At 65.7% G+C, this 22,532-nt stretch carries 18 protein-coding genes; 9 read left to right on the top strand and 9 right to left on the bottom strand.

The annotated features are described in order from the left end of the window. Positions 1 to 57 precede the first annotated feature (57 nt). The 3 genes from WH367_RS05300 (at position 58) to WH367_RS05290 (ending at position 5,669) form a co-directional block, all read left to right on the top strand. The gene (locus WH367_RS05300) at positions 58 to 3,459 is read left to right on the top strand and encodes a hybrid sensor histidine kinase/response regulator (RefSeq protein ID WP_339534689.1); all 3,402 of its coding nucleotides are present in this window, start codon (positions 58 to 60) and stop codon (positions 3,457 to 3,459) included. Between the two features lie 2 nt (positions 3,460 to 3,461). Then, a complete protein-coding gene (locus WH367_RS05295; protein ID WP_312987378.1) occupies positions 3,462 to 4,346 on the top strand; it encodes a response regulator in 885 nt (294 codons plus the stop codon). A gap of 336 nt (positions 4,347 to 4,682) precedes the next feature. Then, on the top strand, positions 4,683 to 5,669 hold the full coding sequence (locus WH367_RS05290) for a tripartite tricarboxylate transporter substrate-binding protein (RefSeq protein ID WP_021028656.1): 987 nt from the start codon (positions 4,683 to 4,685) through the stop codon (positions 5,667 to 5,669). 75 nt (positions 5,670 to 5,744) lie between these two features. Here WH367_RS05290 and WH367_RS05285 read toward each other — a convergent pair whose 3' ends face one another. Further along, positions 5,745 to 6,080 (bottom strand): DUF1840 domain-containing protein, encoded by a 336-nt coding sequence (locus tag WH367_RS05285; RefSeq protein ID WP_116926167.1) that lies wholly within the window; start codon positions 6,078 to 6,080, stop codon positions 5,745 to 5,747. 10 nt (positions 6,081 to 6,090) lie between these two features. Further along, a complete protein-coding gene (locus WH367_RS05280; RefSeq protein ID WP_339534686.1) occupies positions 6,091 to 7,356 on the bottom strand; it encodes a class I SAM-dependent methyltransferase in 1,266 nt (421 codons plus the stop codon). Between the two features lie 126 nt (positions 7,357 to 7,482). On the opposite strand from WH367_RS05280, the gene WH367_RS05275 reads away from it, so the two are divergent. Continuing rightward, positions 7,483 to 8,067 carry a hypothetical protein gene (locus WH367_RS05275; protein WP_339534684.1) on the top strand — a complete coding sequence of 195 codons (585 nt, stop codon included), beginning with the start codon at positions 7,483 to 7,485 and terminating at the stop codon, positions 8,065 to 8,067. Here WH367_RS05275 and WH367_RS05270 read toward each other — a convergent pair. Then, positions 8,048 to 9,157 carry a M14 family metallopeptidase gene (locus tag WH367_RS05270; RefSeq protein ID WP_339534682.1) on the bottom strand — a complete coding sequence of 370 codons (1,110 nt, stop codon included), beginning with the start codon at positions 9,155 to 9,157 and terminating at the stop codon, positions 8,048 to 8,050. The genes WH367_RS05275 and WH367_RS05270 overlap by 20 nt on opposite strands. Continuing rightward, positions 9,154 to 11,247, bottom strand: coding sequence for a molybdopterin-containing oxidoreductase family protein (locus tag WH367_RS05265; protein WP_339534680.1), 2,094 nt, complete (start codon positions 11,245 to 11,247; stop codon positions 9,154 to 9,156). Before WH367_RS05265 ends, WH367_RS05270 begins: the two co-directional genes overlap by 4 nt. A gap of 258 nt (positions 11,248 to 11,505) precedes the next feature. Between WH367_RS05265 and WH367_RS05260 the strand changes: the two genes are divergently transcribed. Continuing rightward, the gene (locus tag WH367_RS05260) at positions 11,506 to 12,711 is read left to right on the top strand and encodes a M20 aminoacylase family protein (protein WP_021028679.1); all 1,206 of its coding nucleotides are present in this window, start codon (positions 11,506 to 11,508) and stop codon (positions 12,709 to 12,711) included. Between the two features lie 543 nt (positions 12,712 to 13,254). Here the strand turns inward: WH367_RS05260 and WH367_RS05255 are convergent. The 4 genes from WH367_RS05255 to hmgA form a co-directional block, all read right to left on the bottom strand. Next, complete coding sequence (locus WH367_RS05255; RefSeq protein ID WP_339534678.1) at positions 13,255 to 13,956, bottom strand: haloacid dehalogenase type II; 702 nt, start codon at positions 13,954 to 13,956, stop codon at positions 13,255 to 13,257. A gap of 207 nt (positions 13,957 to 14,163) precedes the next feature. Then, the gene (locus WH367_RS05250) at positions 14,164 to 15,135 is read right to left on the bottom strand and encodes a Bug family tripartite tricarboxylate transporter substrate binding protein (protein ID WP_021028677.1); all 972 of its coding nucleotides are present in this window, start codon (positions 15,133 to 15,135) and stop codon (positions 14,164 to 14,166) included. Between the two features lie 115 nt (positions 15,136 to 15,250). Beyond that, positions 15,251 to 16,570 (bottom strand): fumarylacetoacetase, encoded by a 1,320-nt coding sequence (gene fahA, locus WH367_RS05245; RefSeq protein WP_339534675.1) that lies wholly within the window; start codon positions 16,568 to 16,570, stop codon positions 15,251 to 15,253. Between the two features lie 29 nt (positions 16,571 to 16,599). After that, positions 16,600 to 17,910 (bottom strand): homogentisate 1,2-dioxygenase, encoded by a 1,311-nt coding sequence (hmgA, locus tag WH367_RS05240; protein ID WP_339534673.1) that lies wholly within the window; start codon positions 17,908 to 17,910, stop codon positions 16,600 to 16,602. A 194-nt stretch (positions 17,911 to 18,104) separates the two neighbouring features. On the opposite strand from hmgA, the gene WH367_RS05235 reads away from it, so the two are divergent. Next, the gene (locus tag WH367_RS05235; protein ID WP_021025643.1) at positions 18,105 to 18,551 is read left to right on the top strand and encodes a MarR family winged helix-turn-helix transcriptional regulator; all 447 of its coding nucleotides are present in this window, start codon (positions 18,105 to 18,107) and stop codon (positions 18,549 to 18,551) included. Between the two features lie 80 nt (positions 18,552 to 18,631). Here the strand turns inward: WH367_RS05235 and WH367_RS05230 are convergent, their stop codons facing one another. Continuing rightward, positions 18,632 to 19,681: a fumarylacetoacetate hydrolase family protein gene (locus WH367_RS05230; protein WP_339534671.1), complete on the bottom strand. Its 1,050-nt coding sequence runs from the start codon at positions 19,679 to 19,681 to the stop codon at positions 18,632 to 18,634. Between the two features lie 158 nt (positions 19,682 to 19,839). Between WH367_RS05230 and WH367_RS05225 the strand changes: the two genes are divergently transcribed. From WH367_RS05225 to WH367_RS05215, 3 genes are all read left to right on the top strand, one after another. After that, positions 19,840 to 20,652 (top strand): IclR family transcriptional regulator, encoded by an 813-nt coding sequence (locus WH367_RS05225; RefSeq protein WP_339534669.1) that lies wholly within the window; start codon positions 19,840 to 19,842, stop codon positions 20,650 to 20,652. Positions 20,653 to 20,700: 48 nt separating this feature from the next. Continuing rightward, complete coding sequence (locus WH367_RS05220) at positions 20,701 to 21,969, top strand: DUF3108 domain-containing protein (RefSeq protein WP_339534667.1); 1,269 nt, start codon at positions 20,701 to 20,703, stop codon at positions 21,967 to 21,969. 183 nt (positions 21,970 to 22,152) lie between these two features. Continuing rightward, positions 22,153 to 22,458: a BTH_I0359 family protein gene (locus WH367_RS05215; RefSeq protein WP_021027590.1), complete on the top strand. Its 306-nt coding sequence runs from the start codon at positions 22,153 to 22,155 to the stop codon at positions 22,456 to 22,458. The last annotated feature ends 74 nt before the right edge of the window (positions 22,459 to 22,532 follow it).

Raw genomic sequence — 22,532 nt, 5'->3', positions numbered from 1 at the left:
CCTGAATATTGCTTAGTCTGCGGATCCCTTGCCCCCAGCGCCTGTGCGCTGCCTGTGATGACCAAGCCGTCCCAAAAGATCTTCCCGATCCGCCGCGAATACAACGCCTGGGTGGCCGACGAGACCATGGAGGACTACGCACTGCGCTATACGCCACAAAAGGCCCGGCGCTGGAGCGAGTGGCAGCTGCTGAACACGGCGATGGGCGGGCTGTCCTTTCTGGCGCTGGAGGCGATTGGCGCGACCATCACCTTGGCCTATGGCTTTAGCAGCGCCGCCTGGGCCATTGCGGTGATGGGCATCGTCATTTTTCTGACGGCCTGGCCCATCTCGGTCTGCGCGGCTCGCTATGGGCTGGACATGGACCTGCTCACCCGGGGCGCGGGCTTTGGCTACCTGGGCTCGACCATCACCTCGCTGGTCTACGCCACCTTCACCTTTATCTTCTTTGCACTGGAGGCGGCCATCATGGCGCTGGCGGTGCAGATGGCGCTGGGCTGGCCTCTGGTGGTCTGCTATGTGCTGTGCGCGCTGGTGGTGATACCGATGGTGCTCTATGGCGTCACCTTCATCTCCAAGCTGCAGGCCTGGACCCAGCCGCTGTGGGCCGTGATGCTGCTGGCCCCCTACCTGTGGCTGGCCTTCCAGCAGCCGCAGTTTGTGCAGGAGCTGCCGGGCCTGTCGGGCCTGACCTCGGGCAGCGCCGATTTCAACTGGCTGTATTTCGGCTCGGCCAGCACGGTGATCTTTGCACTGATCGTGCAGGTTGGCGAGCAGGTCGATTACCTGCGCTTCATGCCGCGCAAGACGGCCTCCAACCGGGGCCGCTGGTGGTTTTGCGTGCTGATGGGTGGGCCCGGCTGGATCCTGGTGGGTGCGGCGCGCATGCTGGGCGGCGCCTACCTGGCCTATGTGGCGCTGCAGTTTGGCTCGACCGTGGCCGAGGCCTCCGATCCCACCCACCTCTACCTCACCGCCTTTGGCAAGATCGTGCAGGACCCGGGCGTTGCCCTCTGGATTACGCTGGTCTTCGTCATCATGGCGCAGATCAAGATCAATGTGACCAATGCCTATGCCGGGTCGCTGGCCTGGTCGAATGTGTTCTCGCGCCTCACCCGCAGCCACCCCGGCCGTGTCGTGTGGCTGGTCTTCAACGTGATGATTGCGATGCTGATCATGACCCTGGGCGTGTTCAGCGCGCTGGAGAAGGTGCTGGGCATCTACAGCAATATCGCAGTCGCCTGGGTCGGCGCGCTGGTGGCCGATCTGGTCATCAACAAGCCGCTGGGCCTGAGCCCGACGGGCACCGAGTTCCGCCGGGCCTACCTGCACGACCTCAACCCCGTCGGCCTGGGCGCCATGGGCATTGCCGCGCTGGCCGCCGGCATTGCCTACAGCGGCCTGCTGGGCGAGCTGGCCAGCGCCTTTGCGCCCTATATCGCGCTGGCCATTGCGCTTTTGGTATCGCCGCTGCTGGCCTGGGCCACCGGCGGGCGCTGGTACATCGCCCGCCAGCCCGCGCAGTTCGAGGCCGCGCAGCTGCAGTGCGCCGTCTGCCAGAACCAGTTCGAGCGCGCCGACATGGCCGCCTGCCCCGCCTATGGCGCGCCGATCTGCTCGCTGTGCTGCTCGCTCGATTCGCGCTGCCATGACCGCTGCAAGCCCAGCACGGCGCGCGCCCAGGTGCAGTGGCGCAGCCTCTACGAAAGCCTGCTGCCCCAGCGCATCCAGCGCAGCATCAACTTTCGGCTGGCCTCCTATGCGGGCACGGTGCTGCTGCTGACCAGCCCCATGGCGCTGGCCCTGTTCGTGGTCTATATGCAGCAAAGCCTCTCGCCCGGGCAGACGGATCTGCGCTGGGCCTTTGTGCGCGCGTTCTCGCTGCTGGCGCTGCTGTGCGCGCTCTACGCCTGGTGGCTGGTGCTGGCCAAGGACAGCCGGCGCATGGCGCGTGAGGAATCGGAGCGCCAGACGCAGATGCTGATGCAGGAGATCGAGGCCCACCAGCGCACCGATGCCCAGCTCCAGGCCGCCAAGGAGCATGCCGAGGCGGCCAACCAGGCCAAGTCACGCTATGTGGCCGGCATGGCCCATGAGCTGCGCACGCCGCTGACCAGCATCCTGGGCTATGCCCAGCTGCTGCTGCGCCGCAGCGACCTGCCCGGCCCCGCGCACGAGAACATCAGCACCATGCTGCACAGCGGCCAGCACATGCATTCGCTGATCGACGAGCTGCTGGACCTGGCACGCATCGAGGCCGGGCGCCTGCGGCTGGACCCGGTGCCGCTGCAGTTCCCCGAGTTTCTGGAGGCCGTTAACCGCATGGTGCGGCCGCAGGCCGAGGCCAAGGGCCTGCAGTTCGAGCTGCAGACGCAGGGCCGCATTCCAGCCTGGGTGCGGGCGGATGCCAAGCGCCTGCGCCAGATTCTGATCAACCTGCTGGGCAATGCCATCCGCTTTACCGACAGCGGCAGCATCCGCCTGCAGGTGGACTGCCACAGCGATGTGGTGCGCTTTGACATCCGCGACACCGGCATCGGCATCGCGCCGCAGGACCATGAGCGCATCTTCATGCCCTTTGAGCGGGGCAGCGCCGGGCGCCGCGCCGCCAGCACCGGCACCGGCCTGGGCCTGACCATCACCCGCATGCTGACCTTGCTGATGGGCGGGGAGCTGAGCCTGCAGAGCACACCCGGCCAGGGCAGCACGTTCTCGGTGCGCCTGTACCTGAGCGAGGTACACAACCCGCCACGTGCACTGGCCGGCCAGCCCCAGGCCCGGCCCTTTATCGGCGGCTACCTGGGCCCGCGCAGAACGCTGCTGCTGGTCGATGACCAGCCCATCCACCGCCAGCTGATCGCCGGCGTGCTGATCCCGCTGGGCTTTACCGTACTGGAGGCGGCCAGCGGCCAGGAATGCCTGGAGGTCATCCGCGACACGCCGCCCGATGCCATCTTGCTGGACCTGAGCATGGATGACCTGAGCGGCTGGCAGACCGCTGCGCTGGTGCGCCAGCAGTACAGCGCTGTGCACCTGCCCATCGTCATCGTCTCGGCCGACCTGTTCGAGAACCAGCCCGAGCAGCTCGAGCGCGCCGGCTGCCAGGCCTTTGTCGGCAAACCGGTGCTGGAGTCCGAGCTGATGGACACGCTGGCTTGGCTGCTGAAGCTCGAATGGATAGAAGACATGGCCACTGGCTCGGCCAGCTCAGCGACCACGGCCCCCGCCGCGCCGCCACCGGCGCCGCAGGAGCCGCCCCTGCCGCCGGATCTGCAGTCGGACATCACGCGCCTGGCGCGCTTTGGCGATGGCGCCGGCCTGCGCAAATTGCTGGCGGCCGCCCAGGCCAGCCACCCCCAATCGCGCGGCACGCTGCAGGCCCTCGATGCCGCTGCCCAGCGTTTTGACTTCCCCCTCATTCTGGAGAGCCTCGGGCCTGCAGGGCCTGCGGACCGCTGACCATGCCCACTTTCACGCCCCATGCCGGTGTTGTCCTCGTCGTGGACGATGCCGTCGAAACCCTGGGATTTCTCTGCGACGCGCTCAGTCAGCAGGACTACACCGTGCTGGTCGCCCGCAATGCGGCCGAGGCGCTGGAGCGCCTGGAGATCGCCACGCCGGACGCCGTACTGCTCGACTGCGTGATGCCCGGCGAGAGCGGCTTTTCGCTGTGCCGCAAGATCAAGGCCCACCCGGCCTGGGCCCATGTGCCGGTCATCTTCATGACCGGGCTGTCGGAGACCGACCATATCGTCGAGGGCTTTGCCTGCGGCGGCGTGGACTATGTCGTCAAACCGCTGAAGCTGCCCGAGGTGCTGGCGCGCCTGGCCCGCCATATGCACAACGCCCATGTGGGCCGCATGGCCCAGGCCGCGGTCGATGTGGCCGGCATGGGCGTGGTGGTGCTCGACCGCCAGGGGCGCCTGGCCTGGCGCTCACCGCAAGCGGCGCTGTGGCTGGAGCAGGCCTTTGGCGCCAGTGCGGCAGCGGCAACGGCCTGGCTGCAGTCGGCCTGGGATACGGCGGCCCAGCACCCGCTGGGCAGCGGCAGCCTGCTGGCCCAGTCGGTGGGCGAAGTGGGCATTGGCGAGCGCATGCTGGTGCTGCGCCTGGGCCATGAGGGCCTGCGCGCCAGCACCCAGCGCCTGCAGGATGCAGCGCTGACCCCGCGCGAGACGGAAGTGCTGGGCTGGCTGGCCAAGGGCAAGACCAACCGCGACATCGCGCAGATCCTGGGCATGAGCCCGCGCACCGTCAACAAGCACCTGGAGCATGTGTTTGAAAAGCTGGGCGTGGAGACCCGCGCTGCGGCGGCAGCCATCGTCAGCGGGTCGCTGGCGGCGTAAGCTGAGTGAAAGCCATAGGAAGGCTACGGATATTGCTTGGCTTGAAAGCCCCTGGTTGCGGGCCAAACGGCTTGCGCCAGCGCAAATAAATGTCCATCACTGCCTCTGGGCGCACGACATTTCGCCCAAGGCTTACGACATTTCAACTATCAATATTGATAGCAGCCCTGATAAACCGTGGTTGAGCCGGGCGGCCATTTGGCTTTAAGTTCGCGAAAAAAGCCTTTGTCAAAAACTCGAAACACTCAGGAAAAACAAGGGTTTACCTTAGAAAAAACCCCAGTCTGTTCTCGTTAGGATGGCACTCTTTTTCCCATTCAAGAGAGACAAGCCGTTATGAACAAGATGATGCAATGGACTGCACTGGCCCTGGCGGCCGCTACCGCCACCGGCGCCTATGCCGACGCCTCCTACCCCAACAAGCCCATCACCATCGTCGTGCCGTTCACGGCAGGCGGCCCCACCGACCGCGTGGCACGCGACCTGGCCGAAGCACTGCGCAAGCCCCTCAACGGCGTGACCGTGGTCATCGACAATGCCGACGGCGCAGGCAGCACCATCGGCATGGCCAAGGCCGCACGTGCCAAGCCAGACGGCTACACGCTGCTGCTCAACCACATCGGCGTGGCCACGGCCCCTATCCTCTACCGCAAGCTGTCCTTCGATGTGACCAAGGACTTCGAATACCTGGGCATCATCAACGACGTGCCGATGACCCTGATCGGCAAGCCCACCCTGGCACCGAACAACTACAAGGAACTGGCCGCCTACCTGAACAAGGAAAAGGACAAGGTCAACCTGGCCAATGCCGGTATCGGTTCTGCCTCGCACCTGTGCGGCCTGCTGCTGCAAAGCACCCTGAAGATCCCGCTGACCGCCGTGCCATACAAGGGCGCCGCTCCGGCGATTGCCGACCTGATGGGCAACCAGGTCGATGTGCTGTGCGACCAGACCACCAACACCACCGGCCAGATTGAGGGCAAGAAGGTCAAGGCCTATGCGGTGACCACCAACAAGCGCCTGACCACGCCATCGCTCAAGGACCTGCCAACCCTGCAGGAAGAAGGCCTGAACGGCTTTGAAGTGACGATCTGGCACGGCCTGTACGCCCCCAAGGGCACGCCGGCCGACATCCTGAAAAAGGTCAACGACGCGCTGAAGGTGGCCTTGAAGGACCCCGAGTTCATCAAGAAGTCCGAGAACCTGAGCGCCGTGGTCGCCACCGACCAGCGCATCACGCCCGAAGGCCACAAGGCCTTTGTGCAGGCCGAGATCGCCAAGTGGACGCCGATCATCAAGGCCGCAGGCACCTTCGCCGATTGATCCTCAGCCCCCATGCAAAAAGACTGCCTCGGCAGTCTTTTTTTCGTTGGATGCAGTGCGTTGCTACTGTGCGTATCAACCGCCCCAGACCACATCGGCCTGCTCGGCCGCACTGCGGCGCAGCATCTCGATAAAGGGCACCGCCCGCTGCTTGAGGCCGACGCTGGCCTTCACATCCTGGCCGTCGGCGTCTTCGGGGTCCTGGTCCAGATCCTGGGTTTTGGCCGCCTGCGCGCGCTCGTCCTCAGCGGCCACGGCGGCCTGCAGCGCAGCAATGGCCTGCGGAATCTGGTCGGTGGTGATGATGCCGCGTGGCGAGGCGTCCTTGCCGATGATCTGCAGCACCTTGCGGGCATCGGGCTCGAGCATGATCATGTCTGCAGTGGCCTGCGATTTGAATTTGAATAGCACGGTGCGCTCCTTATCGATACATATAGTCCCGGGTGAACGGGTATTGTGATTGTGCACCAGGCATGGCCCCTGTCGTCATCGATCTATCGGGCATGACAGCCAGCATCTGGTGCAGCGCCACCCAGCCATGCTCAAAACCGGTGGCGCAACCGGCCAGGTAGAGGCGGTAGGCGCGCAGCGTTTTGGCCGCCTGCGCGGGGTTGCCCTTGTGCGAGAGGATGGCCAGCGCCTCACCCAGCTGCGCCTCCAGCGCATCGGACCAGGCCCACAAGGTCTTGGCGTAATGGGGGCGCAGGTTGTCGGTGTCCACCATCTCCCAGCCGGCATGGGCCATCTCTTCGAGCACGGCGCTGACATGGATCAGCTCGCCGCCAGGGAAGATGTATTTCTCGATGAAATCGCCCATGCCCGCGCCCAGCTGTTCGTTGTCGGTGCCGCCAGCGGTGATGCCGTGGTTCATCAGCAAGCCGCCGGGCTTGATCAGGCGCTTGAGCACGCTGAAGTACTCCTGCATATGCGCGCGGCCCACATGCTCGAACATGCCCACCGAGGCGAGCTTGTCAAAAGGCTGGTCCACCTGCAGCTGGCGGTAGTCGCTCAGCAGCATCCGGACGCGGCCCTGCAGGCCTTTTTGTTCGATCAGCCGGTTGACATAGGCATGCTGGTTCTTCGACAAGGTGATGCCGGTGCCCTCGATGCCGTAGTGCTCGGCTGCCCACAAGAGCAGGCCACCCCAGCCGGCGCCCACATCCAGAAAACGCTCGCCGGGCTGCAGCCGCAGCTTGCGGCAGATCAGATCGAGCTTGGCCTCCTGCGCCTGCGCCAGGCTGTAGCCGGGCTCGGCATAGTAGGCGCAGGAGTAGACGCGGCGCGGGTCCAGCCACAGGCCGTAGAAGTCGTCCGAGACGTCATAGTGGAACTGGATCTGCTCGGAATCCTTGGTCAGCGTATGGAGCGCTGCCGAGCGGGAGCGCGCCAGCAGCCGGCTCCACCAGGTCGAGCGTGCGGCCACCGGGTCGGCGGGCATCAAGGCCACCGCTGCGGCCATGGCATCGCGCATCGTGCCTTCGATCTCGACATGGCCCTCGACGATGGCCGCGCCGACCACCCCCACATCGCCCGCCGCCAGCGAGGCCAGCGCCGCCGCATTGTGGCAACGGATACGTACTTGCGCCTGGTCCGGCGGACCGATCCATCCGCCCTGGGGCATGGAGATGGCAACCAACACTGGCAAACCCGCCAGCTTCTCTTCGAGCTTGGACTGCAGGATATTCATGCCACTTATTGTGTGACGCCGCTCCGCGCCGTCAATGGCATTTGTCTGACACACCTACTGACAGCATATGTATAAAAGATACAGCGAGCAGCGCCGATCAAGCGCGCTTAGCATTGCCCAGCGACCATGTCCACATCCCTGCCCTCCGACCCGACCATCCCTTCAAACCCCGCGATTTTGCAGGGTTTGGCCGCGCTGCAAGCGCGCTTTCCAGACCATGACTGGGTGGTGCTGCAAGCCGACCCGGATGCCTGCCATGTCTGGCGCCTGGCACCGCAAAACGCGTCACCTATTCGACACGATCTGCCACTGGGCTATGGCCAATTGGCAACACAGTATCTGAGCCGGGCATCGGCAGGTGCCGGCCAGGTGGAGCAGGTGATTGAGCTGGTGGAGGACCAGATCATGCCGCTGACCCGCAGCTGGCCAGCGCCGGGGCCCCAGCTGGCTTTGCTGTGCCGCGCGCCGGACATGGCAGCCCTCGCGGCGCAACTGCACGATCCGCAAGCTGCCCTGCAGACGACCGACGCCATCGAGCAGCTGTTCAACCGCTATGCCCAGTACATGATGGGCGGCAGCCACGGCGGCCTGCAGCTGTCCCCGGCGCAGGCGGCACTGTTGATAGTGCTGCGCGAATGCCTGCACCACTGGGGCTGCCAGCAGGTCGCGCTGCAGGTCGCTCCGCCTGAGGTCAGCGCGCCTCGCGGCTGAGGCCATCGACGGTCTGGAACAGCGCCTGCCGCGCCTGGCTGATGATCTGCCCCTTCCAGGCCACGCTCTCGTCGTAGAAGGCTTCGCGCATCTGCTGGTGGATGGCGGCTTGCTGGTCTGCCGGCGCCTCGGGGTGCTGGTGCAGCCAGTGGTCGGCGCGCAAGGCATCCAGGGTGGCATGCACGGGCAGCACACCGTACTCCAGGGCCATGCCGGTAAAGGCGGCCTGCGGGCATTCCTGCGCCACGCTGTTCCACAGCAAGCCGGTCAGCGGCGGCGACGAGGAGCTGCCATCGTCCAGCGAGGTGACTGGCGTGGCACCAGCGCCATCCCACCAGCGGCGCGCCCGCGCCAGCATGGCCGCATCGCCGGGCGGGCCGGTAAAGATGCGCTCGCCATAGCCATTGGGGCCCAGGCCGGTGTGCACGTCGATCCAGGCAATCTGGCGCGCCTGGCTGCCGTGCTGGCGCAGCACCTGGCGCAGGGTCTGGTTGCTCCAGGTGGGGGCCTGGCCGCCAAAGAACACGCCTTGCGGATGGCGGTACTGGCCCTGGGCGACCGCGGCCTGCCAGGCCTTGAGGCCATGCGCGTCGATAAAGTCCTGCATCGCCTGCTGCACCTGGGCCGTGGGCGGCCACTGGGCGGGCACGATCACGTCGTGCAGTTGGTCATAAGCCGGGTTGCCCGGCAGCGGCTGGGAGAAATCGACAAAGTTGCGGTTCAGGTCGACGTTCTCCTGCGTCACCCGCCGGCCGTAGGAAAAGCCATGGGGGTTGAGCGCATGCACATAGAGCACGGCCACGCCGGCGTTGCGTGCCTTGTCCAGCCACTCGGCATCGCGCAGCGCATAGACCTGCACGCCGCTGCCGCAGTAGCCTTCGATGCCATGGCAGGCGCTGCTGAGGATCAGCAGCTGGTCGGCGTCCATCGCGCCATCGCGGGCCACATCCATGGCCAACGCTTCGCCCTCTACCCCGGTCAACGGATGGAGCTGTGACTGCAGCGCCAGGCCGGCGGAGGCTGCGGCCTCGAGAAACTGCTGGCGTGCTGCAGCATAGCTGGCTGAAAAGGCTTGTTCTACGGCGCTCATGCGGCGATACCTCCGTGGCGGATGTCGGCATTGACCATGCGCTCGACCTGCACCGCACAGTCATAAAAGGACGGTGCGCGTCCGATATCGGTCAGCTGCTGGTGGGTCAGCTCATTGACGTTGGTGCCATTGGGCCCGTCCTTGCGCCACCAGATGCCCAGCCCCACCACCACGCCGGGCCGGGCGCGGCCATTGATGCTGGCATGGCAGACATGCTCACCCCGGCCGTTGAAGACGCGCACCAGATCGCCATCGGCAATCTCTCGGCTTTGCGCATCGCTGGGGTGCATCTCCAGCATCGGGCGCTCTTCGGCACTGCGCAGCTTGCGCACGTTGACGAAGGTGGAATTGAGAAAGTTGCGCGCCGGCGGCGAGATCATCGCCAGCGGATGGCTGGCCGTGGGCAGCTCATGGTTGGGCAGGTAGTCGGGCAAGGGGTTGATGCCCATGGCCTCCAATGCCGCACTGTGGAACTCGCACTTGCCCGAGGGCGTCGCAAAGCCGCCCTCGGCAAAAGGGGCGTCGGGCAGGTCCTGCGCGACAAAGCCCTGGTCCAGCAGCTGCTCAAACGGGATGCGCGTGGGGTCGACCGCCTGGCGGCACAGTTCCTCGTCGCTGTCGGCAAAATGCGGCGCGGCAAAGGCACTGTCGTAGCGCGCCATTTGGGCCGCCAGGTCGCGGAAGATCTGCGCATTGCTGCGCGCCTGGCCCAGCGGCGCAATGGCCGGGCGGTTGAGCAGCACATCGGTATGGCCGTAGCTGGTGTGGATGTCCCAGTGCTCGAGCTGGCTGGTGGCGGGCAGCACATAGTCGGCATAGTCGGCCGTGTCGGTCATGAAGTGCTCCAGCACCACGGTGAACAGATCCTCGCGGGCAAAGCCCTGGACCACCTTGGCCGAATCGGGGGCGACGGCTACCGGGTTGCTGTTGTAGCAGATGAGCGCAGCAATCTGCGGGCCAAACTCGGCGCTGGCGGGCTTGAGCAGCGCATCGCCAATCGTGCTCATGTTGACGGTGCGGGGCTGGCGCGCGCCCAAGAGCGCCGGCATCTGCAGCGCCCCCCGGCGCGCCGGGGCTGACGAGGAGCTCGACAGCAGCAGGCCGCCTGCGCGGTGACGCCAGGCGCCCACGAGCGCTGGCAGGCAGGCGACGGCCCGCACGGCATTGCCGCCGCCGCGTGTGCGCTGCATGCCGTAGTTGAGGCGAATGGCCGCCCGCTCGGTCGTGCCGTAGTCGCGCGCCAGGCTGCGGATCTGCGCGGCATCGATGCCGCAGACCTGGGCAGCGCGCTCGGGCGGCCACTGCAAGGCACGTTCCTTCAGTGCATCCCAGCCCAGCGTGTGCTGGGCGATGTAGTCGTGGTCCAGCCAGTCGTTGGCGATCAGCTCATGCATCAAGGCCAGCGCCAAGGCCGCATCGGTGCCGGGCAGCAGCTGCAGGTGCTCATGGCATTTGTCGGCGGTCTCGCTCTTGCGCGGATCGATGCAGACCAGCTTGGCGCCATGGCGCTTGGCCTCCATCGCATAGCGCCAGAAATGCAGGTTGCTGCCAATGCTGTTGCTGCCCCAGATCAGGATCAGCCGGCTCTCGGCAAAGAACTGCACCCGCATGCCCAGCTTGCCGCCATAGGTGTGCAGCAAGGCCTCCGAGCCCGCGCTGGCGCAGATGGTGCGGTCCAGCAGCGAGGCACCCAGCTGGTGGAAAAAGCGCCGGTCCATGCTCTCGCCCTGCACCAGGCCCATGGTGCCGGCATAGCTGTAGGGCAGGATGGCCTGTGGATCGGTTTGCACAATGCGGTGCAGCCGCGCGCTGATATCGGCCAGCGCCTCGTCCCAGCCCACCGGCTGGAACTGGCCGCTGCCCTTGGGTCCCACCCGCTTCATCGGCTGCAGCACCCGGTCTTCGTGGTAGCTGCGCTCGGTGTACTTGCTCACCTTGGCGCAGAGCACGCCGCCGGTATGCCCATGCGCGGGGTTGCCGCTGACCTTGGTGGCTATGCCATCGACCACCGTGGTGACCAGCGAGCAGGTGTCGGGGCAGTCATGGGGGCAGGCCCCCAAAACGGTGGTGGTGGCAGCGGAGGTGGTCATGGCAGTGGCGGCGCCCAGGCGGGCGCAAAATCGGGGGGAGAGTTGTGCTGCACATGGTAGCGCCAGATGGCAGGGGCTGGGGTCGCGTGCAGCACGTTTCCGAGCGGGGCCCCGGCCCAGGGTTATTCCCAAGACATTTCAGCGCAGGGGCGCCCGGCTTTGCTGCACCATAGAGGGCTTGGCACGCCGCCCGCCCATGCCTTGGCCCCGCAGGCGCCGCCAGACAGATACACCCCCATGTAGCCAACAGGATTTTCCATGAAGCTGATTGATTCCATCGTGGCCGAAGCGGCCAGCATCGCCCAGATCCGCAAAGACATCCACGCCCACCCGGAGCTGTGCTTTGAAGAAGTGCGCACGGCCGATCTGGTGGCAGCCAAGCTGACGGAATGGGGCATTCCGATCCACCGCGGCCTGGGCACCACCGGTGTGGTCGGCATCGTGCACGGCAAGGACGGCGGCGCCAGCGGCCAGGCTGTGGGCCTGCGCGCCGATATCGATGCGCTGCCGATGCAGGAGTCCAACACCTTTGACCACGCCAGCCGCCATGCCGGCAAGATGCACGCCTGCGGCCATGACGGCCACACCGCCATGCTGCTGGCCGCTGCCAAGCACTTCTCCAAGTTCCGCGATTTTGACGGCACGGTCTACCTGATCTTTCAGCCCGCCGAAGAAGGCGGTGGCGGCGCGCGCGAGATGATCAAGGACGGCCTGTTCGAGAAATTCCCGATGCAGGCGGTGTTTGGCATGCACAACTGGCCCGGCATGGCCGCCGGCAACATGGCTGTCAGCCCCGGCCCGGTGATGGCCTCCAGCAACGACTTCAAGATCACCATCACCGGCAAGGGCGGCCACGGCGCGATGCCGCACATGGGCAATGACCCCGTGCCGATCGCCTGCCAGATCGTGACCGCCTTCCAGACCATCATCACCCGCAACAAGAAGCCGCTCGATACCGGCGTGATCTCCGTGACCATGATCCACGGCGGCGAGGCCAACAACGTGATCCCCGACCGCGTGGAGCTGCAAGGCACGGTGCGCACCTTCCGCACCGAAGTGCTGGACCTGATCGAGTCACGCATGCGCCAGGTGGCCGAAGGCTGCTGCGCGATGAACAACGCCCAGTGCGAGTTCCACTTCAACCGCAACTACCCCGCCACCGTCAACAGCGCCCCCGAAGCCGAGTTCGCCCGCCAGGTGATGGTCGACATCATCGGCGCCGATAAGGTGAAAGCGCAAGAGCCCACGATGGGCGCCGAAGACTTCTCCTTCATGCTGCAAGCCAAGCCCGGCGCCTACTGCTTCATCGCCAACGGCGAAGGTGACCACCGCGCCATCGGCCACGGCGGCGGCCCCTGCACCCTGCACAACCCCAGCTACGACTTCAACGACGACCTGATCCCCCTGGGCGCCACCTACTGGGTAGAGCTGGCCACCAAGTGGTTGGCGCAAGCGAAGAAATAAGAAGCGAAACCAGCAACTCAAGTAAAGCGCCCGAGGACAACCCCGGGCGCTTTTTGCATTGAAAAATTGACCAACCGCTGAACCCGCCTAACCAAAAGCGGTAGCAAGAAGCGCAGCATCCAACCAAGCGGTATGCCGGAGCGGGCCAAAGAAGCAAGCGCAATGCCCAACCCACCACCCCAACGCCGAGATAGGGCTTGAGACGAGGCGTCGCAGGCGCAGACAGTACGCCTGTACGGCAAGGCTGCGCAACGAAGGATCAGGCCCTATATCGGCGCCCCCGCACGACTAACAGCCCAAAACTCAAAAACTCAGAACAGCGCCAGCCCAAGCATCACATGAAATGAAACAGTCCGCCGGAGCGGGCCCAAGAAGCAAGCGCAACGCCCAACCCCACCACCCCAACGCCGAGATAGGGCCTGAGACGAGGCGTCGCAGGCGCAGACAGTACGCCTGTACGGCAAGCCTGCGCAACGAAGGATCAGGCCCTATATCGGCGCCTCCGCACGATTAACAGTCCAAACTCCAAAACAGCACAAGAACTCAACACCCCAGCTGATCGGCTAAGTCAAGGATGCTGCTGCAGTGGTAGGTGTTGTTTGGTTGGGGGGTTACATCTTTGGGTTGGTTGGCCCCGTATTCATGGGGCCGCTGGATATACGCCGTCTGCAACCCACACCCCCGAGCCGCCGCCAAATCACTGTGATGCGCAGCGACAAGCATCACCGAGGCAGGCTCCACCCCAAAAACATCCGCCACACCCAGATACGCCCGGGGGTCGGGCTTGTAAGCCTGAAAAACTTCCGCCGACAGCACACAATCCCAGGGCAGCCCGGCGTTCTTGGCCATGTAGGTCAGCAAGGCAATATTGCCGTTGGACAGCGGCGTAATGACAAAGCGGCTTTTGAGCCGCTGCAGGCCGGCAACGGCATCCGGCCAGGGTAACAGCCGGTGCCAGACCCGGTTCAGCTCGGCGCGCTCGGCCTCGGGCATGCCGCCCAGCCCAAACTGCGGCAGGATGCCGTCCAGGATACGGCGGTGCAGCACATCCATGCGCGTCCAGCCCAGCTGGCCCTGGCGCACCAGGTCCATCGCCGGTTGGTAGCCCTTGCGCCAGGCCAGTGCAAAGGCGTCGCCATCGGCCTGGGGGTAGCGTTCGGCCATCGCGCGCGCGATGCTGCCGTGCCAGTCCACCACAGTGCCAAACACGTCAAAAGCCAAGATCTGGGGGAGCGCAGCAGCCATGGGGTTTCCAACAAAGAAAAAACACCGCCGAGCATGCGCCAGCACGGGCAGGCGCCCTATCGCGCAGGCGTCAGCCCAGGGTTCTTTGAGAGCGCAGGCACAAAAAAAGCGCGATGTCTAGGACATCGCGCTTGGTGACTTAACTTTTTTAACCCGAATGGTTAACCAACTGGCGCTTCGATTTTAACGCAATTCGACAATTTTTAACTAATCTAATTGAATATTGTTGGTTTTTATCACGGGACCCAGTTTATTACGCTCTGTGACGAGGAATTTCTCCATCTCGCTGCGGCCCGTCGGCGTCACTTCCAGCCCCATGTCTTCGAGGCGCTTGACAACGGCCGGGTCCTTCAAGGTGGCCTGCAGCTGCTCGCTCAACCGGTTCACCCGGTCTTCGGGCGTAGCCTTGGGGACCACCAGGCCCTGCCAGGCATAGGCTTCAAAGCCCTTCACCCCCTGCTCATCCAAGGTGGGCACATCCGGAAACACCTTGGAGCGCTGCGGCGTTGCAATGCCAATGGCGCGCAGCTTGCCCGCCTGGATGTTCTGGAAGCCGGCCACCGAGTCGACAAACATGAAGGGCACCTGGCCGCCCAGCACATCCTGCACCGCAGGCGCTGCGCCCTTGTAAGGCACATGCACCAGGCTCAGCTTGAGCTGCTCCTTGAAAATCTCGGTCGCCAGGTGGTGGGGCGAGCCTGCGCCGGGCGTTGCATAACTGACGCCACCCTGCTGCGCCTTGGCCCAGGCGGTGAACTCGGCCAGGTTCTTGACCGGCAGCTTGGGGTTGACGACCAAGATCAGCGGAAAGCGCACCAGCATGCCCACCGGCGCAAAGTCCTTTTCGGCGTTGTAGCTGAGCTTTTGGTACAGAAAGGCATTGGCCGCCAGGGTGCCGGTGTCACCCGTGAGCAGGGTGTAGCCATCGGGCTTGGCGCGCGCGGCGTAATCGGCACCGATATTGGTGGCCGCGCCAGGCTTGTTGAGGATGATGATGGACTGGCCCAGGGCCTTGGCCATCGGCTCGGCCACCACGCGGGCGACCACATCGGAGCCGCCGCCCGCTGCATAGGGCACGACCCATTCAATGGGACGCTCGGGGTAGGCGGCGTGGCCGAGGACCGGCAAGGCCAGCGCGGCGGCAGCCAGCAGCTGGCGCAGGGAAAAAGGGGTGGGCATGGTGTTGTCTCCTGTTGCTAATCTTTTTGTCTCAGTGGCACCGGGCTCCGGGCTCCGGGCGCCCGGCCGGGGCCTGGTGGCATTGTCCACCTGCCCCCAGCCAGGCAGCTGTCGCTTACAGCGTACGCGCAGGCAGCATCTGGCCTTCGCAAGGGCCAAAGCCGATGCGGGCGGCACCGGGCCGTTCGCACCAGCCGCGCAGCACCACGGCGTCGCCATCTTCCAGCCAGGTGCGGGTCTCGCCATTGGGCAAGGTCAGCGGCTGCTTGCCGCCCACGGTCAGCTCGATCAGCGCGGCGGCCTGGTCCAGGCTGGGGCCGGACAGGGTGCCGGTGCCCAGCAGGTCACCGGGCTGCAGGTTGCAGCCGTTGACGGTGTGGTGGGCGACCAGCTGCGCCACAGTCCAGTAGGCATGGCGGTAGTTGGACTGGGTGATCTGCACCGCTGGCTGGCCGGCGGCACGCATCTTGGCCGTCTGCAGGTCCACGGCCAATGCAATGTCAAAGGCACCGGCATCGCGGTTGTGGGCGCTGTCCATATAGGGCAGCGGCTGCGGATCGCCGTCGGGGCGGGCAAAGGCGACGCGGTAAGGCGCCAGCGCCTCCAGGGTCACCACCCAGGGGGAGAGGGTCGAGGCAAAGTTCTTCGACAGAAACGGGCCCAGCGGCTGGTATTCCCAGGGCTGGATGTCGCGTGCCGACCAGTCATTGAGCAGGCAGAGGCCAAACACATGGTCCTCGGCCTCGCCAATGCTGACGGGCTCGCCCAGCGCGTTGGACTGGCCCACGAAGATGCCCATTTCCAGCTCGATGTCCATGCGCGCGCTGGCCTTGACCGTCGGCACCGCTGCATCGGGCGCCTTGGTCTGGCCCACCGGGCGCTTGAACGGCGTGCCCGAGACCACGATGCTCGACGAGCGGCCGTGGTAGCCAATGGGCACCCACTGGTAGTTGGGCAGCAGGGGGTTGTCCGGGCGGAACTGCTTGCCGATATTGGTCGCGTGGTGGATGGAGGTGTAGAAGTCGGTGTAGTCACCGATCCGCGCGGGCAGGTTGTACTCGGCCTGCGCTTGCGGCACCAGGAAGCCCTGCCACTGCGCCTGCTCGGCCGCGCCCACGCGCAGGCCGCGCGACAGCGCCAGGCGCAGCGCACTCCAGGCCTGGGGGCCCAGCGCCATCAGGGCGTTGAGCGAGGTCTGAGCACCCGCCTCGGCGGCGCGCTGCGCATCGCCGCTCAGGCTGCCGCTGGCGGCCAGCGCCTGCAGGTCGACAATCTGGTCGCCAATGGCGACGCCGCCGCGCCAGGCTTGCTGGCTGCCTTTGCGGCGAAAGCTGGCGAAGGGCAGGTTCTGCAGCGGAAAATCGCTGCCAGCGGCCTGGGCGCTAGGGACCCAGCTTTGCAGCGCGGGGTCATGGGTTTCGTTGAGCAGGGTCATGCTTAATGTCTCCAAGTGGGGGAATCGCCTCAGGCTTTGCGCTGGGGCTTGAAATGCTTTTGCAGTCCTTGCCAGCAGCGGTAGTACTCGTGCTGCAGCTGCACCGTCTCCAGCGCATAGGCAGTGGGCTGGATGACGGCCGGGGTCTCGAACATGAAGGCCATCGTGTTGTCGATGTAGTGCGGCTTGTGCGTGTCGGCCTGGCTGGCCTTGTCGAAGGTATCGGCATCGGGCCCGTGGCCGCTCATGCAGTTGTGCAGGGAGGCGCCGCCGGGCACAAAGCCCTCGGCCTTGGCGTCGTAGGCGCCTTCGATCAGGCCCATGAACTCGCTGGCGAAATTGCGGTGGAACCAGGGTGGACGGAAGGTGTCCTGCGCCACCAGCACGCGCGGCGGGAAGATGACAAAGTCCAGCGCATCCACGCCGGGCAGGGAGGTGGGCGACTGCAACACCAGAAAGATCGACGGATCGGGGTGGTCGTAGCTGATCGAGCCGATGGTGTTGAAGCGGCGCAGGTCGTATTTGTAGGGCGCGTAGTTGCCATGCCAGGCCACCACATCGAGAGGCGAGTGGCCGACGCGCGCCGACCAGAAGTGGCCGCGCAGTTTGGCCACCAGCTCGAAGTCGCCCTCCTTGTCCTCGTAGGCGGCGACCGGCGTCTGGAAATCACGCGGGTTGGCCAGGCCGTTGGAGCCGATCACGCCCAGGTCCGGCAGCTTGAGCAGCTCGCCGTAGTTTTCGCAGATATAGCCACGCGCGGTGCCGTCGAGCAGAGTCACGGCAAAGCGCACCCCCCGGGGCACCACGCAGATCTCTTGCGGTTCCACCTCCAAGGTGCCCAGCTCGGTGGCAATCTGCAGGCGCCCTTGCTGGGGCACGATCAGCAGCTCGCCATCGGCGTTGTAGAAATAGCGCCCTTCCATGCTGCGGTTGGCCGCATACAGGTGGATGCCGCAGGCGGCATTGCCGGCCATGCTGACAATGCCCTGCAGAAAATCGCAGGGCGCATCGGGCAGCGGCAGCGGATCCCAGCGCAGCTGGTTGGGCGGCGTGGGCACCTCGTCAAAACCGCCGGTGACATGGCTTTTCCAGCGCGGCAGGGCCAGCGGCGCAAAGGGCTCATGCATGGCGCCGGGGCGGATGCGGTAGAGCCAGCTGCGGCGGTTGCTGTGGCGTGGCGCAGTAAAGGCCGTGCCCGACAACTGCTCGGCATACAGGCCCAGCGGCGCGACCTGCGGCGAATTGCGCCCCACGGGCAGCGCCCCCGGCTCGGCCTCGGTCGCCCATTCATTGGCAAAACCTGTCATATAGTGCCGGGGCTCGGCGTTCAAACTGCGCATGCATGTCTCCTTTCAGTCGTTGTTGGGGCGGGTGTGCCGGCCGTGCAGACCTGGCGGTGAAGCGATCACTAGGAATCCCTAGGGAAAATACTGGACGTGGGCGTGCCCTGGGCGCTTCCGCAAAGCGGGGCTCCGTGACATAGTCGCGGTAGCTGTTTTCCCAGCCAGCATTGATACAAAACCAAGGAGACGCGTTGAACACGCCGCTGGACCGTACCTATACCCACCGCCTGCATGCGCTGGCCAAAGTCACCGACCGCACCACCCAGATGGTGTACGAGGAGGAGGTGGGCATTCCTATCAGCGAGGCCCGCTGCCTGGCAGCGATTGGCGCGTTCCATCCCCTGTCGGTCAATGACCTGGCGATGCGCGCCAACCTGAACAAGGCCCAGGCCAGCCGCTCCACCCAGGCGCTGGTCGAGCAGGGCCTGGTGCTCAAGCAGGCCAGCGAAGTGGACGGGCGCGGCGTGGTGCTCAGCCTCACGCCCAAGGGCTGCGAATGCTGGGAGAAGGTCATGGTGGTCATCGCCCGCCGCAATGAAGAGATTCTCTCGGCGCTGACCATCGACGAGCGCGAGCAGCTCAGTGTGCTGCTCGACCGCCTGCTGCAGCACGCGCGCCAGACCAGCCTGCCCGAGTAGCGCGGCCCTGCGGCCCGCAGGGCTGCATGCATGGCGCCGCAGCGGCTTGCGCCGCCACTGGCAGGCATGCAGCCTGGCCATCATGCAGCGGCCTCCGGCTCGGCCACGGCATCGGCCTGCGCCTGGTAGAGCGAGGCCACACTCTGGTCAATCGCGCCAAACAGGCTGTGGCCATCCTTGCCCTTCATCTCGATGCGCACCGTGTCGCCAAACTGCATGAAGCCGGTGGCGGTCTTGCTTTTTTGCAGCACTTCCATGCTGCGCTTTTCGGCGATGCAGCCATAGCCCTTGGGCCAGTCCATGCGGCCGTGCTTTTCGGCGCCGCTGTTGCTGACGGTGCCGCTGCCCAGCACGGTGCCGGCGCGCAGGTGGCGCGTCTTGGCGGCATGGGCGATCAGCTGGCCAAAGTGAAAACCCATCTCCGGGCCCGCATCGCACATGCCGACCTTGCGGCCGTTCCAGCTGGTCTGCAAGGCCAGGTGCGCCTTGCCGCCGCGCCAGGCATCACCCAGTTCATCGGGGGTGATGGCCACCGGGCTGAAGGCCGTCACCGGCTTGCTCTGCACCAGGCCCACGCCCTTGTCGCGTTCAGCGGCTTCCAGCTGGCGCAGGCTCACCGGATTGGCCAGCATCAGCAGGCGCACGCTGTCGAGCGCATCTTCGGGACTGCTGTCCTGCTTCACATCGCCGGTGATGACGGCGAGCTCGGCCGAGAAATCAATACCCATGGCCTCGCTCGCCACGACGATGTCGTCACAGGGGCCGATGAAGGCGTCGCCCGCGCCCTGCTGGACCAAGGGATCGGTCTTCAGCGCTGCGGGCAGGTCCTCACCCGGCGCCTCGCGCAGCAAGTCCACATGGCTCAGGTAGGCGGCGCCACAGAGCCACTGGTAGGCGCGCGGCAGCGGCGCCATGCACTGGGCAGGGTTGAAGTCAAAGCTGTGGCGCGCGCGGTCGGCATTGAGCGCGTCGTACAGGTCCTGCAGCTGGGGGGCGTAGAAATACCAGTCGTCGAGCACCTGCTGGAGGCGGTGCGCGATCCCGGAGGCGTAATGGGCCGTGCGCAGGTCGCGCGAGACGACGACCAGCTGGCCGTCGCGCGATCCGTCTTTATAGCTTGCAAGCTTCATACCGGTGTCTCACAGTCAAACATGCCTCTATCGTGCCAGATTGGCCCCAGGCTGGGCGCTTGCCACGCTGCTTGTGCCTATCGCAATGCACGCCTTGCAGCGTGAAATTACGATTAGTGAAATGCATTCCTTTATTTAGAATACCTTAAACTACCGCCATGGACAAGGATCGTGCAGGCATTCAGTCAGTCGAGGTGGGATTTGCGCTGTTGCAAGCGCTGGTGGAGGCCCAAGGCCCGCTGGCGCTCAAAGACCTGGCGCAGGCCGCTGCGATGCCGGCAGCCAAGGCCCACCGTTATCTGGTGAGCTACCAGCGCAGCGGCCTGGTCAAACAGGAGGCGGCCACCTCGCGCTACGACCTGGGCCCGATGGCCTTGCAGCTGGGGCTGGCGGCGCTGCGCCGCAGCGATGCAGTGCGGCTGGCGCGCGAGCGCATACCCGATTGGCTCGACCGCCTGGGCCACACGGTGGCGCTGGCCGTCTGGGGCAACCATGGCGCCACCATCGTGCACTGGGAGGAGCCGCCCCATGGCACCACCGGCCACCTGCGCCTGGGCGATGTGATGCCGCTGCTCTCATCGGCAACCGGGCGCTGCTTTGGCGCCTGGCTGCCCGCCGCCCGCACTGAGCCCGCGCTGGAGCGCGAACTGGCGCAGGCACGCCTGGCCGGGCGCAGCGACCTGCCCCAGACCGCCGCCGCCGCGCACCAGCTGTTTGCCCAGGTGCGCAGCCAGGGCACCGCCTGCGTGGTCGACACCCTGCTGCCCAGCGTGGTCGCACTGTGCGCGCCCGTCTTTGATGCGCGCGGCCAGCTGGTGCTGGGCATCACCAGCCTGGGCACGCAGGCCACGTTTGACCCCGCCCCCCAAGGGGCCATGGCCCAGGGCCTGCAGGCCATCGCCGCCCAGCTCTCGCACGCGCTGGGCTACAGCGGCGCAGAACCGGGCGACCAGGCCCTGCTTTCGACCTAATCCAGCGGCCCTGTGGGCCTGCGCAGCAGGCACTACACTGGGCGTCTCATGCGCCAACGCCCTCTCATCCTGCTGACTTTTGCCGTGCTGGCCGCCCACGGGCTGCTGCTGGCCTGGCCCGGGGTGCAGGAGGCGATCAGAAAGGCGCGCATCACCGGCAGCACGCCCAAGGAGCTGCGCTTTGAGGTGCGCCAAATAGCCCCACCGCCCCCGGCGGCCGTGCCGCCTGCACCCACGCCGGCCTCCAGGCCCAGCGTGGCGCAAGCGGCGCCCATCGCCCCCCGGCCCCAGGTCCAAAAAGCGCCGCCAGAACAAGCGCCAGCCAGCCGCGCGAGTGTGGGCCCCAAGTTCCGCGAAGCGTCCAGCGAAAACCCAGCCACCTCAGAGGCAGCGCCTACCGCAGAAGCCGACGCGGCACCCGCGGCCCCGTCGGCACTGGACCAGTTGCTCGCATCCGGCGACGCCAGCCCCGCGCCCACGCCGGAGCCCATCCCCGGCTCTGCGGCCGATCTGCAGCCGCTCAATGCCGTCGCAGACCAGGGCGATGCCAGCCCATCCACCTCGGAGGCCAAGGCCGAGACGGAGGCGCCCAGTGCCAGTGCCAGTGCCAGCGAACCCGCGCCCGCCATAGGCATTGGCAGCCCCGGCTATGCCGGCCCCCTGCCTGCGATCAAGCTGCCGCCCTCGGCGCGGCTGCAGTTCCAGGCCAAGGGCTCGGCCAAGGGTTTCCAGTACTCGGCCAAGGCGCAGCTGACGTTCAAGACCGATGGCCAGCGCTACCAGGCCGAGCAAGAGGTGTCGGCCTTTTTGATGGGCAGCCGCAGCCAGACCAGCAGCGGCCAGATTACGCCCCATGGCCTGGCGCCCCAACGCTTTGTCGACAAGGCGCGAAAAGAGCGCAGCGCCGAGCTCGACGCCCCGGCAGGCCGCATCCGCTACAGCGATGGTGACGAGCCCCAGGCCGTGAGCGCCGGTGTGCAGGACCGGTTGTCGATCTTTTTGCAGCTCTCGAGCATGGTGGCGGCCAACCCCGAGCGCTATACCCCCGGCAGCACGGTGGCCATCAACGTGACCAGCGCGCGCAGCGCCGAGGTCTGGACCTTTGTCGTCGACGGCCCCGAAACACTGGATTTGCCCGCCGGGCCCACCCCCAGCCTGCGCCTGACGCGCCAGCCGCGCAAGGGCCAGGACCAAACGGCCCACCTCTGGCTGGCCCCTTCGCTGCAGTACCTGCCGGTGCGCATCCGCCTGTCCCAGTCCAATGGCGATTTTGCCGATCTGCAGCTGCAGGCGGCTACGGTGGACAGCCCGCCTTGAATCGCCGCGCTGCACGGCTTTGTACGACAAAGCCTGCGCGATACGTCCCTGATTTGCGACGTTTGGCCGTAAAAAGGGCGCCAATTGCCAGGAATGCCATCAAAACCTGCTACAACGGACATGTGGACGCAGTCTTGCAATGCCGCAAACTGCCACCACCTGCACTTCACAAGGAGGAACATCATGCAAATGATTTACGACTCGGACTCTTTTGTGGTGTTGCACCTGACGCCAGAGCTGCCCCTGTCCAACGATGGTGCTTCCGTCACCAACCCCACCGTTACCGAACCGCTGCGCCATCTGCAGCGCCAGGGTTTTGAGATTGTGGACAAGCGCAGCGGCAAGGAGCTCTACCTCGATGGCGCCTGGGCAGAAATGTTCCACCAGCAAATCCAGGCCTGGCAAGCCAATGCTCCGACCGAAGAAGAGGTTGAAGCCACACTGGACCGCTATACCGGCCTGGCCCAGCAACCGGTGATCGTGCACTAAACGCCGCACCTCTCGCCCACCATCCCCGCTGTTTGCGTACCCTCCAGGCGCCAACAGCTTTTTTTTTGCCCAAA

The sequence above is a fragment of the Comamonas sp. MYb21 genome (assembly GCF_037479395.1).
Lineage (GTDB): Bacteria > Pseudomonadota > Gammaproteobacteria > Burkholderiales > Burkholderiaceae_C > Comamonas.
This window is presented reverse-complemented; position numbering and strand designations above follow the sequence as displayed.

Bases quoted from the DNA above. Each gene is read 5' to 3' on its own strand.
- WH367_RS05300 (WP_339534689.1), top strand. From the start codon at position 58: ATGACCAAGCCGTCCCAAAAGATCTTCCCGATCCGCCGCGAATACAAC.
- WH367_RS05295 (WP_312987378.1), top strand. From the start codon at position 3,462: ATGCCCACTTTCACGCCCCATGCCGGTGTTGTCCTCGTCGTGGACGAT.
- WH367_RS05290 (WP_021028656.1), top strand. From the start codon at position 4,683: ATGAACAAGATGATGCAATGGACTGCACTGGCCCTGGCGGCCGCTACC.
- WH367_RS05280 (WP_339534686.1), bottom strand. From the start codon at position 7,356: ATGAATATCCTGCAGTCCAAGCTCGAAGAGAAGCTGGCGGGTTTGCCA.
- WH367_RS05275 (WP_339534684.1), top strand. From the start codon at position 7,483: ATGTCCACATCCCTGCCCTCCGACCCGACCATCCCTTCAAACCCCGCG.
- WH367_RS05270 (WP_339534682.1), bottom strand. From the start codon at position 9,157: ATGAGCGCCGTAGAACAAGCCTTTTCAGCCAGCTATGCTGCAGCACGC.
- WH367_RS05265 (WP_339534680.1), bottom strand. From the start codon at position 11,247: ATGACCACCTCCGCTGCCACCACCACCGTTTTGGGGGCCTGCCCCCAT.
- WH367_RS05260 (WP_021028679.1), top strand. From the start codon at position 11,506: ATGAAGCTGATTGATTCCATCGTGGCCGAAGCGGCCAGCATCGCCCAG.
- WH367_RS05255 (WP_339534678.1), bottom strand. From the start codon at position 13,956: ATGGCTGCTGCGCTCCCCCAGATCTTGGCTTTTGACGTGTTTGGCACT.
- WH367_RS05250 (WP_021028677.1), bottom strand. From the start codon at position 15,135: ATGCCCACCCCTTTTTCCCTGCGCCAGCTGCTGGCTGCCGCCGCGCTG.
- fahA (WP_339534675.1), bottom strand. From the start codon at position 16,570: ATGACCCTGCTCAACGAAACCCATGACCCCGCGCTGCAAAGCTGGGTC.
- hmgA (WP_339534673.1), bottom strand. From the start codon at position 17,910: ATGCGCAGTTTGAACGCCGAGCCCCGGCACTATATGACAGGTTTTGCC.
- WH367_RS05230 (WP_339534671.1), bottom strand. From the start codon at position 19,681: ATGAAGCTTGCAAGCTATAAAGACGGATCGCGCGACGGCCAGCTGGTC.
- WH367_RS05225 (WP_339534669.1), top strand. From the start codon at position 19,840: ATGGACAAGGATCGTGCAGGCATTCAGTCAGTCGAGGTGGGATTTGCG.
- WH367_RS05220 (WP_339534667.1), top strand. From the start codon at position 20,701: ATGCGCCAACGCCCTCTCATCCTGCTGACTTTTGCCGTGCTGGCCGCC.
- WH367_RS05215 (WP_021027590.1), top strand. From the start codon at position 22,153: ATGCAAATGATTTACGACTCGGACTCTTTTGTGGTGTTGCACCTGACG.